At 66.7% G+C, this 15,677-nt stretch carries 15 protein-coding genes; 12 read left to right on the plus strand and 3 right to left on the minus strand.

All coding sequences use genetic code 11. The annotated features are described in order from the left end of the window. Positions 1 to 18: 18 nt before the first annotated feature. Genes LY622_RS08725 through LY622_RS08735 form a run of 3 tightly spaced genes read right to left on the minus strand, consistent with a single transcriptional unit; the run spans position 19 to position 2,930 of the window. Entirely contained in the window at positions 19 to 1,593 is a 1,575-nt protein-coding gene (locus LY622_RS08725; RefSeq protein WP_234290545.1) for an ATP-binding protein, read from the minus strand. Beyond that, positions 1,593 to 2,252, minus strand: coding sequence for a 2OG-Fe(II) oxygenase (locus LY622_RS08730; protein ID WP_066450616.1), 660 nt, complete (start codon positions 2,250 to 2,252; stop codon positions 1,593 to 1,595). Before LY622_RS08730 ends, LY622_RS08725 begins: the two co-directional genes overlap by 1 nt. 33 nt (positions 2,253 to 2,285) lie before the next feature. Next, positions 2,286 to 2,930 (minus strand): CoA pyrophosphatase, encoded by a 645-nt coding sequence (locus tag LY622_RS08735; RefSeq protein ID WP_234290546.1) that lies wholly within the window; start codon positions 2,928 to 2,930, stop codon positions 2,286 to 2,288. Between the two features lie 102 nt (positions 2,931 to 3,032). On the opposite strand from LY622_RS08735, the gene LY622_RS08740 reads away from it, so the two are divergent. The 12 genes from LY622_RS08740 to tal all read left to right on the plus strand — a co-directional run bounded on the left by LY622_RS08740 (position 3,033) and on the right by tal (position 15,344). Then, positions 3,033 to 3,590 (plus strand): NUDIX hydrolase, encoded by a 558-nt coding sequence (locus LY622_RS08740; RefSeq protein ID WP_114573042.1) that lies wholly within the window; start codon positions 3,033 to 3,035, stop codon positions 3,588 to 3,590. 15 nt (positions 3,591 to 3,605) lie between these two features. Beyond that, positions 3,606 to 4,556, plus strand: a complete 951-nt coding sequence (locus LY622_RS08745; RefSeq protein ID WP_234290547.1) for a sugar-binding transcriptional regulator — start codon at positions 3,606 to 3,608, stop codon at positions 4,554 to 4,556. A gap of 190 nt (positions 4,557 to 4,746) precedes the next feature. Further along, the gene (locus LY622_RS08750; RefSeq protein WP_234290548.1) at positions 4,747 to 6,057 is read left to right on the plus strand and encodes an ABC transporter substrate-binding protein; all 1,311 of its coding nucleotides are present in this window, start codon (positions 4,747 to 4,749) and stop codon (positions 6,055 to 6,057) included. A gap of 72 nt (positions 6,058 to 6,129) precedes the next feature. Beyond that, positions 6,130 to 7,017 carry a carbohydrate ABC transporter permease gene (locus LY622_RS08755; RefSeq protein WP_234290549.1) on the plus strand — a complete coding sequence of 296 codons (888 nt, stop codon included), beginning with the start codon at positions 6,130 to 6,132 and terminating at the stop codon, positions 7,015 to 7,017. 74 nt (positions 7,018 to 7,091) lie between these two features. Continuing rightward, positions 7,092 to 7,952, plus strand: coding sequence for a carbohydrate ABC transporter permease (locus LY622_RS08760; RefSeq protein ID WP_234290789.1), 861 nt, complete (start codon positions 7,092 to 7,094; stop codon positions 7,950 to 7,952). Positions 7,953 to 7,964: 12 nt separating this feature from the next. After that, on the plus strand, positions 7,965 to 9,107 hold the full coding sequence (locus LY622_RS08765; protein WP_234290550.1) for an ABC transporter ATP-binding protein: 1,143 nt from the start codon (positions 7,965 to 7,967) through the stop codon (positions 9,105 to 9,107). Positions 9,108 to 9,120: 13 nt separating this feature from the next. Then, positions 9,121 to 9,804 (plus strand): HAD family hydrolase, encoded by a 684-nt coding sequence (locus LY622_RS08770; RefSeq protein ID WP_234290551.1) that lies wholly within the window; start codon positions 9,121 to 9,123, stop codon positions 9,802 to 9,804. 13 nt (positions 9,805 to 9,817) lie between these two features. Beyond that, positions 9,818 to 10,603, plus strand: coding sequence for an L-iditol 2-dehydrogenase (locus tag LY622_RS08775; RefSeq protein ID WP_234290552.1), 786 nt, complete (start codon positions 9,818 to 9,820; stop codon positions 10,601 to 10,603). A gap of 92 nt (positions 10,604 to 10,695) precedes the next feature. After that, positions 10,696 to 11,319, plus strand: coding sequence for a nucleoside/nucleotide kinase family protein (locus LY622_RS08780; protein ID WP_234290553.1), 624 nt, complete (start codon positions 10,696 to 10,698; stop codon positions 11,317 to 11,319). Between the two features lie 48 nt (positions 11,320 to 11,367). Then, the gene (locus LY622_RS08785; RefSeq protein WP_234290554.1) at positions 11,368 to 12,855 is read left to right on the plus strand and encodes a mannitol dehydrogenase family protein; all 1,488 of its coding nucleotides are present in this window, start codon (positions 11,368 to 11,370) and stop codon (positions 12,853 to 12,855) included. Then, complete coding sequence (gene xylB / locus LY622_RS08790) at positions 12,855 to 14,351, plus strand: xylulokinase (RefSeq protein ID WP_234290790.1); 1,497 nt, start codon at positions 12,855 to 12,857, stop codon at positions 14,349 to 14,351. Before LY622_RS08785 ends, xylB begins: the two co-directional genes overlap by 1 nt. A 39-nt stretch (positions 14,352 to 14,390) precedes the next feature. Next, positions 14,391 to 15,344: a transaldolase gene (gene tal, locus LY622_RS08795; RefSeq protein WP_234290555.1), complete on the plus strand. Its 954-nt coding sequence runs from the start codon at positions 14,391 to 14,393 to the stop codon at positions 15,342 to 15,344. Positions 15,345 to 15,677: the final 333 nt, after the last annotated feature.

Genomic DNA, 15,677 nt, shown 5'->3' on the forward strand with positions numbered 1-15,677 from the left:
TCTCTCCTGGGCGAGCGTTCAGGCGGAGGCTGGCCGGGTCGTCAGCGAGCCGGGTTCGGCCTGCAGTGTACCCGCAAAGGTGGCGCCGTCGGAACCGCTGGTCAGTGCCAGGTTGCCGCCCATGGCTTCCATCAGCGAATGACTGATGGCCAGACCCATCCCCAGGCCGTCGGAGCGGGTGGAGTGAAAGGGCTCGAAGAGATGTGTCGCCTGGGCTTCACTGATGCCGGGCCCCCTGTCGCTGACGGTGAAGGTGACTTCCCGGGGGCCTCTGCGCCAGGCGTGGATTGTGACCCGGTCGGCGCCATGCCGGTCGCGGCTCGCCTCCAGCGCGTTGAGCAGCAGGTTGACGAGGACCTGTTCCAGCGCCACCGGATCGGCCATCACCCGAGGCAGGGCGTCGGCCAGGTCAGGCTCGATGGCGACGCCGGCCTGCTGATACTGCCAGTCGCAGAGGCGACAGGCGGCGTCGACGATACCGGCCAGCACCAGCGGCCGAGGCCGTGTCTGGCCCTTGCGCACGAAGGTGCGGATATGACGCAGCCGCTCGTCCAGGCGCTGGACCTGCTCGTTGATACGCGAGAGGGGGTGCGCCAGGTCGCTGGCGGGGCGGCCCGGGTCGGCCTGCAGCTGCATCAGCGCGCCGCTGGAGTAGTTGGCGATGGCCGCCAGCGGCTGGTTGAGCTCATGAGCGATATTGGAGGCCAGCTCGCCGGTGGTGGCCAGCCGGTTGGCATGGGCGATCTGCTCCTGATGGCGCCTCGCCTGATCCTCGGCGGCCTTGCGCAGGCCGATATCGCGATTGAGCAGCGAAAGGTGGTCGGGCTCGGCGCCGGGCCCGTGGTGGGCCAGTACCACGCTGAGTACCGGCACCGGCCCCTTGGGACCCGGCATTTCCAGCTCACCGCTCCAGGAGCCGTAGCGTGCCACGGCCGGCAGCACGATATCGCGCAGAATGACGAGCGAGGCCGGCGTATAGGCCTGGTCGAGGCGGGCGTCGAGGCCCTCCCTGGGCAGGCTCAGCAACCGACGCGCGGCCTCGTTGGAATAGATGAGTCGCTCGTTGCCGTCGGCGAAGAGCACATAGTCGGTGGTCGACTCTACCACACGGGCCAGGCGCTCCCGGTTGGCCTCGGCGCGGATACGCCGGCCCACGTCCCGGGAGACGCAGAGGATATCGAGCAATTCGCCGGTCGCCGGGTCGCGGCGGGTGCGACTGGTGGTCTCGAACCAGATGTAGCGGCCATCCTTGGCCCGGAAGCGATAGGTCTGCTGATAGAAGCCATCGTGGTAGTAGACCCGGGGCGACTTGTTGAGCAGGTCGGCCAGGTCGGCCGGGTGGAAGTGATCGTAGGCGGAGGCGCCGATCAGCTCCTCGGGCTCGAAGCCGAGCAGCTCCCGTGCCGCCTGGGAAGCGTAGAGGAAGGTGCCGTCGCGGGCGTGGCGGGAGATCAGGTCGGTGGTGCTCTCCGCCAGCCACTGGTAGTGGCGTTTTTCCTCCTCGAGTGCGGCGTTGCGCGACTCCAGCTCGGCGCAGCGGGCCTCCAGGGCGGCAAGCCGTTGGCGCAGGCGGGCAGTGTCGTCGCCAGCCATCAGCGTGCCGGGTCCACCAGGCCGCCCAGCGAGGCGTTGCGTCGGAACCAGCCGGCAATGCTGGCGCGGGGCAGGCGGGTCGGCAGCACCTCGTGGGGAACGCGCTCGGAGAGAAAGCAGGCGAAGTTGCCGGCGGCGGGCGCTACGCGGGCCACTTCACGCTGCGGGTCGTCGTCGGCGAAGATCACCATCTCGCCGCCGCCATCGACGGGCCAGTCGGGGTTGAGGTAGCCCACCGTGGAGACCACCCGATTGGCGCGCCCTTGGAAGCTGTCCAGGTGCCTCTTGTAGAAGGCCCCGGGCGGGTAGTGGGCGAAATGGGCCTCGTACTCGAAGAGCCCCAGGAACAGTGCCTGATTGAGCTCACGCTGCAGGTCGGCCATGGCCTCGAGGTAGCGCCGCTGGGCCAGGCTGCCACGATCGAGCCAGTGGATGGCATCGCCGCGGATATCGCGGCGCAGGGTGTGCTGCGGGCCCCGGCCGATGCCGGCCGACTCGAGCGCTTCGCTCTCGGCCAGGGTCATCAGTTCCCGGTACAGGTCGTGACACAGTTCGGCGTCGAGCATGGCCTCACCGATATACCAGCCCTGGTCGACCAGGGCATCGACCAGCCGGGGAAGGGCGCTGACATCGAGGGCCGGGCGGGTGGCTGGGGGCATCGGGACGTCTCTTCTCCGTGGCGACAGCGGTGGTCAGGGCGTGTGCGTCTCGCTGTGCAGCGTGCGCAGCAGGCGTTCGGGAAAATAGCACAGGCGGCCGGTCGGTGGCTCCTCCAGCAGGCTCACCGGGCGCCCGAACCCCTCGGCCAGCAGTTCGACCAGCATCATCGAGGAGAGCCCCCAGATCACCTGGCCGGCGGCATGATAGCTGGGTACATAGTGGAGGCGCCCATCCACCGGAATGACATCGGTATGGTGTCGCCTGTCCTCGAGGAACAGCGACAGTTCCACCTCGAAGATGGCATCGAGCTCGCTGGGGTCTGGCACCAGCGGCAGGTCGGGAGGAATCAGGCCGACATAGGGCGTGACCAGGATGCCGTGCAGCGATATCACGTCCGAGAGCCGTCCCAGCAGTTCGACCCGCTCCGGCGGCAGGGCGATCTCCTCCCGGGATTCCCGCAGCGCGGTGAACAGCAGGTCGGGATCGGCCTCCTCGCGCTTGCCGCCGGGGAAGGCGACCTGGCCGCTGTGGGTGTTGAGATGGCTGGCGCGGCGGGTGAAGAGCAGCGTCGGCTCGGGGCGGTCGACGATCGGCAGCAGCACCGCGGCCTGCGGCATGTCGAGTCGCATGCGACACGGGGTATGTGCTTGCAGGCGTTTGCGAAGTTTCTCTAACATGGGGTTTCCATCGGGTTTGATTCGTTCTACCGGTCGCCATTGCCACCGTCAAGCCCGAAGCCGGGCGGTATCGCACCGCTCGTCAGCCTGCCAGGGAGCCCCATGAACTTCTGCAGCCATTGTGGCCATACCGTGCGTTTCGCGATTCCGGAAGGGGATGACCGGCCAAGATACCTGTGCGATGCCTGCGGGGCCATCCATTACCAGAATCCGCGTATCGTTGCCGGCACACTGCCGGTGAGCGGTTCGCAGGTTCTGCTGTGCCGGCGTGCCATCTCCCCGCGCAAGGGCTTCTGGACCCTGCCCGCCGGCTTCATGGAGAACGCCGAGACCACCGTCGAGGCCGCCGTCCGGGAGACCCTCGAGGAGGCCTGCGCCGACGTCAGCATTCACGGCCTGTATACCCTGATCAACCTACCCCATATCAATCAGGTCTACATGATCTTTCGTGCCGATCTGGCGGGCGGTTTTGCCGCCGGGCCCGAGAGCCTGGAAGTGGCGCTTTTCGAGGAGCACGAGATTCCCTGGGACGAGCTGGCTTTCCCCACCATCGAGCGTACGCTTCGCCATTTCTATGCCGACCGTGGCGGCAACGACTTTCCGCTGCATATCAGCGATATTACCGCCGAGGATCGCGAGCGCTACTTTGGCTCGGCCTGACAAGGAAACTCCATCGTGGACAAGTTCGAGGTAAAGCTGGATCAGGCAGCCAGGGCGGCCTGGATGTCCTTCGTCGGCGGCATGACCCAGGACGAGATCGCCCAGCAGCTGGGCGTGTCGCGCCCCGGAGTGCAGCGCCTGCTGGCCCTGGCGCGCCAGGAGGGGCTGGTCAAGGTGCACATCGATCATCCCATCGCTTCCTGCATGTCGCTGGCGGGTGCCATCCGCGAACGCTTTGGCCTGGACTACTGTGACGTGGTGCCGGCGGAGGCGGGGGCCGCCGAAGGGGCGGCCAACTATCTTGCCGTGGCGGGGGCAGAGCGGGTGGCTCGCCTGGTCGAGCGGGTCGAACCATTGACGCTGTCGCTGGGAACGGGACGAGCCGTGCGTGCCACGGTGGAAGCCCTCAGCCGCATCGACCGCCCCCAGCACCGCTTCGTCTCGCTGGTCGGCAACGTGGCGCGTGATGGCTCCTCCAACCGCTACGACGGCGTGATGGTGGCGGCGGACAAGACCGGCGGCGAGCGCTTCCTGCTGCCCGCTCCGGTGGTGGCCAGCTCCGTCGAGGAGAAGCAGGCGATGCAGGCACAGCGGTTGTTCCAGGCGATCTTCCAGGTGGCTCGCGAATCCGAAGCCGCCTTCATCGGGGTGGGGCAGATCGATCGCCAGGCCACGCTGTTCCAGGACCAGTTCATTTCCGAAACGGAGCTGGACGAACTGCTGGGCATGCATGCCGTGGGTGAATTGCTGGGTTGGCCCCTGGATAGCCACGGCAATGTGGTCGATTGCTCCATCACGCGGAGGGTGACCAGCTTGCCCCTGGAGATGTTTCGCGACCAGCCGCTGGTGGGGCTGGCCGGTGGGAAGGACAAGGCGCCGGCGATTCTGGCTGCGCTTCGCGGCGGCTGGCTCAAGGGGCTGGTCACGGACCAGGTGGCGGCCCGCTATATCGTCGAGTCCCGCTGACAACCACCATTAGCGGCAATTCCCTTTTTCGTTAGCCGAAAGTCTAAGCCGCTGGGCTTTGCTTTTTTTGGTGCCATGTCCGATCATTTGATCGAACGATGATCAAAATGATCAAGACAAGCCAGTCACAACAGCCAGACCAGAACAACCTGTTCACAACAACAATGCACGCACACCAAGGAGCCCTTCCATGAAGCTCACCCACGCCTTACCGCTGACGGCGCTCGTCGCCGCCGTCTCGGCCGCAGCCCAGGCCCAGGAAATCACCGTCGCCACCGTCAACAACAACGACATGGTGATCATGCAGAGCCTGACCGATGAATTCGAACAGGCCTATCCCGGCATCAGCGTCAATTGGGTGGTGCTGGAAGAGAACGTGCTGCGACAGCGGACCACCACCGACATCGCCACTGGCGGCGGCCAGTTCGACGTGATGACCATCGGCACCTATGAAGTCCCCATCTGGGCCGAGCGCGATTGGCTGGTCGGCCTGAACGGACTGCCGGATGCGTACCAGGTCGACGACCTGCTGCGTCCGGTACGCGATGGCCTGAGCCGTGACGGCGTGCTGCATGCGCTGCCGTTCTACGGCGAAAGCTCGATGCTCTACTATCGCCAGGACCTGTTCGATGAGCACGGCATCGAGATGCCAGAGCAGCCCAGCTGGGAAGAGGCGAGGGAGTGGGCCAGCGAGCTCCACGATCCCGATAATGGCCTCTACGGTATCTGCCTGCGCGGCAAGCCAGGCTGGGGCGAGAACATGGCCTTTGTCTCGACCCTGGTGAATACCTTCGGCGGGCGCTGGTTCGATGAGGACTGGAACCCGGAGATCGACTCCCCCGAATGGCAGGCGGCCATCGAATTCTATGTCGACCTGCTCGGCAACTATGGCCCGCCAGGAGCCAGCTCCAACGGTTTCAACGAGAACCTGGCGCTCTTCTCCGGTGGGCGCTGCGCCATGTGGGTCGACGCCACCTCGGCGGCAGGGCGCCTGTTCGACCCGTCGGAGTCTGACGTGGCGGAGGCGCTCGGCTTCTCCCAGGCGCCGATCGCCGAGACCCCCAAGGGCTCGCACTGGCTCTGGTCCTGGGCGCTGGCGATTCCGGCAACTTCCCAGCAGCAGGATGCCGCCCAGCAGTTCATTACCTGGGCCACCTCCCGGGAGTACATCGAACTGGTCGGCGAGCGCCACGGCTGGACCAGCGTGCCCCCCGGCACGCGCACCTCGACCTACGAAGACGAGCGCTACATCGAGGCGGCGCCCTTTGCCAGCTTCGTCCTGGAGGCCATGGAGAACGCCGATCCCACCGATTCGACGCTCAAGCCGAGCCCCTATATCGGCGTGCAGTTCGCCGGTATTCCCGAGTTCCAGGCCATCGGCACCCAGGTTGGACAGACCATCGCCGCCGCCTTGACCGGCCAGACCACCGTCGAACAGGCCCTGGTCTCGGCCCAGCGCAGCGCCGAGCGCGCCATGCGTCAGGCGGGTTATTACGACTGAGTACCCTGGCGTGCCGCCGGCCGGGAAGACCCCGGCCGGCTTCCCCCTCTACTTTACCAAGTGGTCGATACCATGCGTACACGAGCTTCCGGGCGGACCGTTGGAGGTCTGCGCTCCCTGTCGCTGCAGGCGCCAGCCGTCACGCTGCTGCTGATCTGGATGCTGATTCCGCTGGGCATGACCCTGTGGTTCTCCTTCCAGCGCTACAACCTGCTGATGCCGGGCATGGAGCGGTTTGCCGGCTGGGAAAACTACGAATACCTGCTGACGGATCCCGCGCTGTGGTCCTCCATGGCCACCACCCTGGTGCTGGTGGGCTCGGTGCTGGCGATCTCGGTGATCGGTGGCACCCTGCTGGCGGTGCTCTACCAGCAGGACTTCTTCGGTCGCGGCGTGGCTCGGGTGCTGGCAATCTCGCCCTTCTTCATCATGCCCACCGTCAGTGCCCTGGTGTGGAAGAACATGATGATGCACCCGGTCAACGGCGTGCTGGCCTGGTTCTCGGGACTCTTCGGCCTGCCCGCGGTGGACTGGTTCTCCAACTACCCTCTGCTGTCGATCATCATCATCGTCGCCTGGCAGTGGCTGCCGTTTGCCCTGTTGATCCTGCTCACCGCGATGCAGTCCCTGGACGACGACCAGGTCGAGGCGGCGCGCATGGACGGCGCCGGGCCGCTGGCGGTGTTCTTCTTCATCACCTTGCCGCACCTCAAGCGGGCGATCAGCGTCGTGATCATGATCCAGATGATCTTCCTGCTGACGATCTTTGCCGAGATCTACGTCACGACCTCGGGTGGCCCCGGGCTTGCGACAACCAACCTGGCCTACCTCATCTATATCCGCGCGCTGCTGGAGTTCGATGTGGGGGGTGCCTCCGCCGGCGGGGTCATCGCCATCATCCTGGCCAATATCGTGGCGATCTTCTTGATCCGGATGGTCGCCAGGAACCTGGAAGACTGATCCCTGCACGACACACGCAACGAGGTCACAAGATGTTCAACAAGACACCCACCAGCGGCCCGGCAACGGCCGCGATGCCTCCGGCTCAGCAGGCGCTGGGCGCTCAGGGTATCGGCGCCGTGCTGGCGCGCCACCGGCGCCTCTGGCTGGCGCTGCTGGCCTGGACGATCACCTTCGTCATCTTCTTTCCGATCTTCTGGATGGTGCTGACCGGCTTCAAGACCGAGGCTCAGGCCATCGCCGACCCGACCCTGTTCTTCACGCCGACGCTGGACAGTTACGCGGCGGTGCAGGGGCGCGCCGACTACCTGAAGTTCGCCTGGAACAGCGTCTATGTCTCGTTCGGCTCGACGCTCCTGGCGCTGTTGATCGGCATCCCCGCGGCCTACTCGATGGCCTTCCTGCCCACCAAGCGCACCAAGGGCACCCTGCTGTGGATGCTCTCCACCAAGATGCTGCCGCCGGTGGGCGTGCTGGTGCCGATCTACCTGATCTTCCGCGACCTGGGCATGCTCGATACGCGCATCGGCCTCACCGTCATCTACACCCTGATGAACCTGCCGATCGTGATCTGGATGCTCTACACCTTCTTCAAGGACCTGCCCAAGGACATCCTCGAAGCAGGGCGCATGGACGGTGCCAGCACCCTGCAGGAGGTCCTCTACCTGCTGATTCCGCTGACGCTTCCCGGCATCGCCTCCACCGGCCTGCTGTCAGTGATCCTAAGCTGGAACGAGGCGTTCTGGAGCCTCAACCTGACCTCTTCCCGCGCGGCACCGCTGACGGCCTACATTGCCTCCTTCTCCAGTCCCGAAGGCCTGTTCTGGGCCAAGCTCTCGGCGGCATCGACCATGGCGGTCGCGCCGATCCTGATCTTCGGCTGGCTCACCCAGAAACAGATGGTTCGCGGCCTGACCTTCGGCGCGGTCAAGTAACAGGACATTCTCATGGCTACATTACAACTCAAGCAGATCGCCAAGCGCTTCGACGATACCGAGGTGCTCAAGGGCATCGACCTGGACGTCAACGATCGCGAATTCGTGGTCTTCGTCGGCCCCTCCGGCTGCGGCAAGTCGACCCTGCTGCGCATCATCGCCGGGCTGGAAAGCGCCAGCTCCGGTGACCTCCTCGTCGACGGGCAGCGGATCAACGACGTCGGCCCCGCCGACCGGGGGCTGGCCATGGTGTTCCAGAGCTATGCGCTCTATCCACACATGACCGTCGAAGACAACATGGGCTTCAGCCTACGCCTGGCCAAGGTGCCGAAGGGGGAGCGTCGCGCCAAGGTGCGAGAGGCGGCCCGGATACTGCAGCTCGAACCGCTGCTGGACCGCAAGCCCAAGGCCCTCTCCGGCGGCCAGCGCCAGCGGGTGGCCATCGGTCGTGCCATCGTGCGCAACCCCAGCATCTTCCTGTTCGACGAGCCGCTCTCCAACCTCGATGCCGCCCTGCGGGTGCAGATGCGCATCGAGCTGGCGCGGCTGCATGAAGAGCTCGACGCCACCATGATCTACGTGACCCACGACCAGATCGAGGCCATGACCATGGCCGACAAGATCGTCGTCCTGCAGGCCGGGGTGGTGGAGCAGATCGGCTCGCCCATGGAGCTTTACCACCACCCTTGCAACCGCTTCGTGGCGGGCTTCATCGGCTCGCCGAAGATGAACTTCCTGCCCGTCGAGGTCGTGGGCAGCGACGAGCGCGGGGTCGAGGTGACGCTGCCCGGCGGCGGTAGCAGCGTGGTGCCGGTGAGCAGTGACGGGGTCGTCGCCGGGCAGTCGCTGGAGCTGGGCGTTCGTCCCGAGCATCTGCTGCTCGACGAGCAGGGCCCGCTCCGCGGCCGGATCGAAGTCATCGAGCGCCTCGGCGGCCAGACCTCGCTCTACGTCAGGATGGAGGATGCTCTGGTCACCATCACCGCCGACGGCGATGTGGCCAACGCCGTGCATGACGAGGTGCGCTTCGGCTTCGAGCAGAAGCGGGCCCACCTGTTCGATGGCCAGGGGCTGGCCTTGCAGGGACTGGATCGTCATCCGCTGTCCGAGCCGGGACGCCGGGACAACCGCGCACGGCACGATGCCGGCGCCTGAAGGAGCACGAGGCATGCAGACCCTGATCTTTGACTGCGATGGCGTGCTCGTCGATAGCGAAGCATTGGCCGAAGAGACCCTGGCTGAGCGGCTTGGCAACTGGCTGCCCGACCTCGACCTGGAGCGGCTGCTCAGCCAGGCATTGGGCATGACCACGGCGGACATCCTCGATCACCTGGAACGACTCAGCCGTCACTCACTGCCGCCGGATGCGGCCGAGCACATCGACTCGGCGATCGAAGCCCGGCTTGGCGCCGAACTCTGCGCCATCGCCGGCGCGGCTGAGGCGATCACGGCGATCGCCTTGCCCAAGGCGGTCGTCTCCAACAGCCGCCGCAGCCGGGTGGTGGCATCGCTGGCCACCACGGGGCTCGACACGGTACTGGGCCAGGCGCCGATCTTCACCGCCGAGCAGGTCGAACGCCCCAAGCCCGATCCGGCCATCTACCGCCTGGCAGCCCGTGAGCTGGGTCTCGCACCCCGGGAGTGCCTGGTGGTCGAGGACAGCGTGGCCGGGGTCAGCGCCGCCCATGCCGCTGGCATGACCGTGATCGGCTTCACCGGAGCCAGCCATCTGGATGCGGGGCAGGGGGCGAGGCTGCTTCAGGCGGGTGCCTGGCAGGTGATCGATCGCCTCAGCGAACTCGAGGGATGGGTGAACGACTGGCAGCGAGCTGCCGACTCCATACAGCCATGACGAGATCCAAGACATGAAACTCAACGACAAGACCGCGGTAGTCACCGGCGGCGCGCGCGGGATCGGCCTGGCCATCGCCCGGCGCTATCTCGACGAGGGGGCGGCGGTGGTCATAGCCGATATCGACCGGCTCGCCATCGACGAGGCCGTGGCCAGCCTCGCGCAGCACGCAGAGGCCTCCCGGGTGCTGGGGCTGCGCCTGGACGTCTGCGACAAGGGCTCCATCGATGCCATGGTCGAAGCGGTGAGCGAGCGCTTCGGCGGCATCGACATCCTGGTGAACAACGCCGCCGTCTTCGACATGGCGCCGGTGCTCGAGGTGACCGAGGCGAGCTACCACCGGCAGTTCGACGTCAACGTCAAGGGGCTCTTCTTCACGCTGCAGGCGGTGGCACAGGCCATGATCGCGCGGGGCCGGGGCGGCAAGATCATCAACATGGCCTCCCAGGCCGGCCGCCGCGGAGAGCCCCTGGTCAGCATGTACTGCGCCACCAAGGCGGCGACCATCAGCCTGACCCAGTCCTGCGGACTGGCGTTGATCGCGCATGGCATCAACGTCAACGGGATCGCCCCCGGCGTGGTCGACACGCCGATGTGGGACGAGGTCGATGCGCTCTTCGCCCGCTATGAGAACCGGCCTCTGGGCGAAAAGAAGCGCCTGGTCGGCGAGGCGGTGCCCTACGGGCGCATGGGACGCCCGGAAGACCACGCCGGGGCGGCGGTCTTTCTTGCCTCGGATGACAGCGACTACGTGGTGGCCCAGACGCTCAACGTCGATGGCGGCAACTGGATGAGCTGAACCGCGCAGGCTGACGAGACAGCGTCAGGCTTGCGCCCAGCGTCGGGCAGGCGATGATGACGGTTCGTCAGCCCGACTGTGAGGACATTGTCATGTATCCCGAGCTTCAGGATATCGCACGCCAGATCATCGAGGCCGCCGCCGGTCGGCGGCGGTACATCGTCGCCCTTGCCGGCCCCCCCGGCAGTGGCAAGTCGTATCGCTCCGAGCTGCTGTGCGATGCCATTGCAGCGCTGCGGCCCGGCGATGCCGTGGTGGTGCCGATGGATGGCTACCATTTCGACAACGCCGTGCTCGAGCCGTCTGGCGAGCTGCCGGTCAAGGGTGCGCCGCACACCTTCGACGCCGATGGCCTGCGGGTGGATCTCGAGCGCATCCGGCGCGGCGACCGGGACGTGGCCGTGCCGGTATTCGATCGCCCGCTGGACCTGGCCCGGGCCGGCGGGCGGCTGATTTCCCGGGACCACCGCATCGTGCTGGTCGAGGGCAACTATCTGCTGCTCGATGAAGCGCCCTGGCACGAACTTCACGGGCTCTTCGACCTGACGATCCTGCTCGATGTCGACGACGAGGTGCTCGAACAGCGCCTCTTCGAGCGCTGGCTGGACATGGGGCAGGAGCCGGCCAGTGCCCTGGACAAGGCCCGCCACAAGGACATGCTCAACGCGCGGCTGGTGAAGTCGCGCTCCATTTCGCCCGACCTGGTGTGGCGATGACCACGCCGAGGTCCGACAACGCCGAGTAATGCTTGGCCGGGAGACTTCATGACCGTTCTCGACAACCAGCACCTTGTCGAAATCAATGCCGCGGTGGCGTCGCCACGCTACCCGAGGCAGGCGCTCACGCCGGGCATCGTCCATATCGGGGTGGGTGGTTTTCACCGCGCTCACCAGGCCATGTACCTGGACGACCTGATGAACCGCGGCGAGGCGCTGGACTGGGGGATCGTCGGGGTCGGTGTGATGCCGGGCGATCGGCGCATGCAGCAGGTGCTGGCCGCTCAGGACCACCTCTATACGCTGATGGTCAAGCACCCCGATGGCCACCTCGAGCCCCGCGTGATCGGCAGCATGATGGATTATCTGTTCGCCCCGGACGACCCCGAGGCGGTGATCGAACGAATGGCCGATCCCGCCATTCGCATCGTCTCGCTGACCGTCACGGAGGGTGGCTACAACTTCCATCCGGTCACCGGGGCGTTCGACCTCGACAACCCCGATGTACGCCATGACCTCGCCAATCCGTCGGCGCCCACCACCAGCTTCGGCCTGGTCACCGAGGCGCTGGCCCGGCGTCGCGCGCGTGGCCATGGGCCTTTTACCCTCATGTCCTGCGACAACATCCAGGGCAATGGCGAGGTGGCCCGGCGCATGTTCACCGCCTACGCCCGGGCTCGCGACCCGGAGCTGGGCGCCTGGGTGGCCTCGGAAGTACCGTTCCCCAATGCCATGGTCGACCGCATCACCCCGGTCACCACCCCCGAGGACATCGACGAGCTGGCCGCGCGTTTCGGTGTCGAGGACGCCTGGCCGGTGGTCTGCGAGCCCTTCACCCAGTGGGTGCTGGAGGACCGCTTCGTGGCGGGTCGGCCCCCCTTCGAGTCGGTCGGTGTGCAACTGGTAGAGGACGTCGAACCCTACGAGCTGATGAAGCTGCGCCTGCTCAATGCCAGCCATCAGGCGCTCTGCTATTTCGGCTACCTGGCCGGCTACCGCTACGCCCATGAGGTGTGCCGGGACCCGCTGTTCGTCGACTTCCTGCTCGCGTACATGCGCCACGAAGGCTCGCCGACGCTGCCGCCGGTGCCCGGGGTGGATCTCGAGCAGTACCGAACGACCCTGATCGAGCGCTTCGCCAACCCCCAGATCAAGGACACCCTGGCGCGGCTGTGCGCCGAGAGCTCGGACCGTATCCCCAAGTGGCTGTTGCCGGTGATCCGCGAGCAGCTCGCCAGGGGCGGGGAGATCCATCGGGCGGTGGCGGTGGTGGCAAGCTGGGCGCGCTATGCCGAGGGTGTCGACGAGCAGGGCGCGCCCATCGCGGTCGTCGATCGCCTGAAGGGTGAGCTGATGCGGATCGCCGCCGGCAACCGCGAGCATCCGGCGGCCTTCATCGAGAACCGCGAGCTGTTCGGCGACCTGGCCGAGGAGCCGCGTTTCCGCGAGGCCTACCTGGCCACGCTGGCATTGCTGCACGAACGCGGCGCACGCGCTACCCTCGAATCACTGGCTCAGTCGAAAGGGACGACATGATGTATATCGGGGTGGACTGTGGCACCCAGAGCACCAAGGTCGTGGTGCTGGATGCCGAACGGGGCAGGCTGCTGGCGGAGGCGAGCCGGCCACATCATCTCTGCGAGGGCGATGATGGCCGCCGTGAACAGGCGCCGGCCGAATGGATCGAGGCGCTTCGCGGCGCCTTTCACGAAGCGGTGGCCCGGGCGGGGATCGACCCCCGGGCGATTCGCGGTATCGGTGTCTCCGGCCAGCAGCACGGCATGGTGGCGCTGGACGAACGCGATGATCCGGTCCATCCCGCCAAGCTGTGGTGCGATACCGAGACCGCGGCGCACAATGCCGCCCTGATCGAGCGGCTGGGCGGCGAGGCCGGCTGCCTCGACGAACTCGGCCTGGTGCTGCAGACCGGCTACACGGCCTCCAAGCTGGCCTGGCTGCGCGAGACGCGGCCCGACGCCTACCGCCGAATCACCTGCCTGTTGCTGCCCCACGACTATCTCAATTTCTGGCTGACCGGCGAGCGGACCACCGAGGCCGGCGATGCCTCCGGTACCGGCTACTTCGATACCCTACGGCGCATCTGGAACCGCGATGTCTTCGCCACCATTGCCCCGGAGCTCGACCCCGACCGGGTGCTGCCGCGGCTGATCGACTCCCGCGAGCCGGCCGGTGTGGTGCGTCCCGATGTGGCGCGCGAACTGGGGCTCGGCCAAGGCGTATTGGTCTCCAGCGGGGGTGGCGACAACATGATGGGGGCGATCGGCACCGGCAACATCCGGCCCGGCCTGGTCACCCTGAGCCTGGGCACTTCGGGGACCGTCTGTGCCTATTCCCGGGAGCCGTTGGCCAGCGGCGACCCGCTGGTGGCGAACTTCTGCTCCAGCAACGGTGGCTGGCTGCCGCTGGTGTGCACCATGAACGTGACTTCCGCCACCACCCGGATGCGAGAGCTCTTCGGACTGGACCTGGCGGCGTTCGGCGACTGTATCGAGCGGGCGCCGATCGGAGCCGGCGGCGTGACGGCGCTGCCGTTCTTCAACGGCGAGCGAGTGCCCATGCTGCCCGAGGCCTCGGCCAGCTTCCTCGGCATGACCAGCCTCAATACCCGTCGCGAGAATCTCTGCCGTGCCGTCATGGAGGGGGCGACCCTGGGGCTGCGCTATGGGCTCGAGCGGATGGGGGCGATCGCCGACGGGGCCAGCCAGATCCGCCTGATCGGCGGCGGCGCCAGGAGCGAGGCCTGGCGCCGGATGGTCGCCGATGCCACCGGCACCCAGGTGGTCTGCCCCCAGATTACCGAGGCGGCGGCGCTGGGTGCGGCGCTGCAGGCGCTGTGGTGCCACCGATCGGCCGAAGGCGAGGCCGCGAGCCTGGAGGCGATTTGCTCCAGGCTGGTCAGCCTCGACGAACGCTCGCTGGTCGACCCGGAGCCCGAACGTGTCGAGGCCTATGACGACGTGTACCGACGCTACCGTCGGGCGCTGGCCGACCGGCACGGCATCCAGGCCTGAATCCCGTTCGTTCGCATGACAACCCAACAGGAGCAAACCATGACGTCTCGGCTCGACAATCTCAAGCGCCACTCACTGGTGGTGGCCGATACCGGCGATCTGGAGGCGATCCGGCGCTATCGGCCACAGGATGCCACCACCAACCCTTCGCTGCTGCTGAAGGCCTTCGAGCTGCCCGGCTACCAGGCGCTGATCGATTCGGAGCTGGCCGCGGTCAGGGCCGAGGGGGGCGATCGGCAGCAGAAGGTCGAGCACGCCGTGGACCGGCTCGCCGTGGCCAAGGGGGTGGAGATCTCCCGGCTGGTGCCCGGCCGGGTCTCCACTGAGGTGGCCGCCCGGCTCTCCTTCGATACCCAGGCCAGCATTCGCAAGGCCCACGAGCTGATCGAGCTCTACGGCCGGCATGGCGTGGGGCCGGAGCGGGTGCTGATCAAGCTGGCCTCCACCTGGGAGGGTATCCGCGCCGCCGAGGCGCTGGAGCGCGAGGGCATCAACTGCAACCTGACCCTGCTGTTCAGCGACGCCCAGGCCCAGGCCTGTTTCGATGCCGGCGTGTTCCTGGTTTCGCCTTTCGTCGGCCGGGTCACCGACTGGTACAAGAAGGAGACCGGGCAGGACTATGCGCCCGACGAGGATCCTGGCGTGCAGTTCGTGCGCGGTGTCTGCGAACGTGCCGGCAGCGGTGGGTTCGACACCGTGGTGATGGGCGCAAGCTTCCGCACCGTCGGCCAGGTGCTGGCGCTGGCCGGCTGCCCACGCTTGACCATCTCGCCGGCGCTGCTGGAGGAGCTGGCGGCGAGCGAAGGCGAGGTTCCGCGCCGGCTGGAGTTGGCTCCTGCACAGGGCGAAGTCCCCGGGCGGATCAGCGAAGCCGAGTTCCGCTGGGGACACAATCAGGACGCCATGGCCAACGACAAGCTGGCCGAGGGCATCCGGCGCTTCGCCGAGGACCAGGCAGTCCTGGAGAGACGAATTCACGAGCGTTTGGCATAGCGCGAGACGCACCTGCGCTCGACCAGCCGGTCGCGCGCTCAGAAGCTCGCCAGCTGCCACACATCAAAGGCGGGTTCCTCATAGGGGTGAGCGGCTCTCAGGGCCGCCACCGCTTCCTCCATAAAATCATCCTGACATCCACCCTGCCGGGATGGGGCAACCATTCCTTGCCGTTCAGCAACACGCGACTCCCCCGTGTGGCCACCGGCACCACCGATATCTGGGCCTTGGCGGCAACGTCTTTCCGCTGCATATCAGCGATATTACCGCCGAGGATCGCGAGCGCTACTTTGGCTCGGCCTGATGGGGAAATGTGGTTGCTACGGCCAATGG

This window comes from Halomonas alkalisoli, from assembly GCF_021412585.1.
Lineage (GTDB): Bacteria > Pseudomonadota > Gammaproteobacteria > Pseudomonadales > Halomonadaceae > Halomonas > Halomonas alkalisoli.

Bases quoted from the DNA above. Each gene is read 5' to 3' on its own strand.
- LY622_RS08780 (WP_234290553.1), top strand. From the start codon at position 10,696: ATGTATCCCGAGCTTCAGGATATCGCACGCCAGATCATCGAGGCCGCC.
- LY622_RS08765 (WP_234290550.1), top strand. From the start codon at position 7,965: ATGGCTACATTACAACTCAAGCAGATCGCCAAGCGCTTCGACGATACC.
- xylB (WP_234290790.1), top strand. From the start codon at position 12,855: ATGTATATCGGGGTGGACTGTGGCACCCAGAGCACCAAGGTCGTGGTG.
- tal (WP_234290555.1), top strand. From the start codon at position 14,391: ATGACGTCTCGGCTCGACAATCTCAAGCGCCACTCACTGGTGGTGGCC.
- LY622_RS08770 (WP_234290551.1), top strand. From the start codon at position 9,121: ATGCAGACCCTGATCTTTGACTGCGATGGCGTGCTCGTCGATAGCGAA.
- LY622_RS08755 (WP_234290549.1), top strand. From the start codon at position 6,130: ATGCGTACACGAGCTTCCGGGCGGACCGTTGGAGGTCTGCGCTCCCTG.
- LY622_RS08775 (WP_234290552.1), top strand. From the start codon at position 9,818: ATGAAACTCAACGACAAGACCGCGGTAGTCACCGGCGGCGCGCGCGGG.
- LY622_RS08750 (WP_234290548.1), top strand. From the start codon at position 4,747: ATGAAGCTCACCCACGCCTTACCGCTGACGGCGCTCGTCGCCGCCGTC.
- LY622_RS08730 (WP_066450616.1), bottom strand. From the start codon at position 2,252: ATGCCCCCAGCCACCCGCCCGGCCCTCGATGTCAGCGCCCTTCCCCGG.
- LY622_RS08740 (WP_114573042.1), top strand. From the start codon at position 3,033: ATGAACTTCTGCAGCCATTGTGGCCATACCGTGCGTTTCGCGATTCCG.
- LY622_RS08725 (WP_234290545.1), bottom strand. From the start codon at position 1,593: ATGGCTGGCGACGACACTGCCCGCCTGCGCCAACGGCTTGCCGCCCTG.
- LY622_RS08785 (WP_234290554.1), top strand. From the start codon at position 11,368: ATGACCGTTCTCGACAACCAGCACCTTGTCGAAATCAATGCCGCGGTG.
- LY622_RS08735 (WP_234290546.1), bottom strand. From the start codon at position 2,930: ATGTTAGAGAAACTTCGCAAACGCCTGCAAGCACATACCCCGTGTCGC.
- LY622_RS08760 (WP_234290789.1), top strand. From the start codon at position 7,092: ATGCCTCCGGCTCAGCAGGCGCTGGGCGCTCAGGGTATCGGCGCCGTG.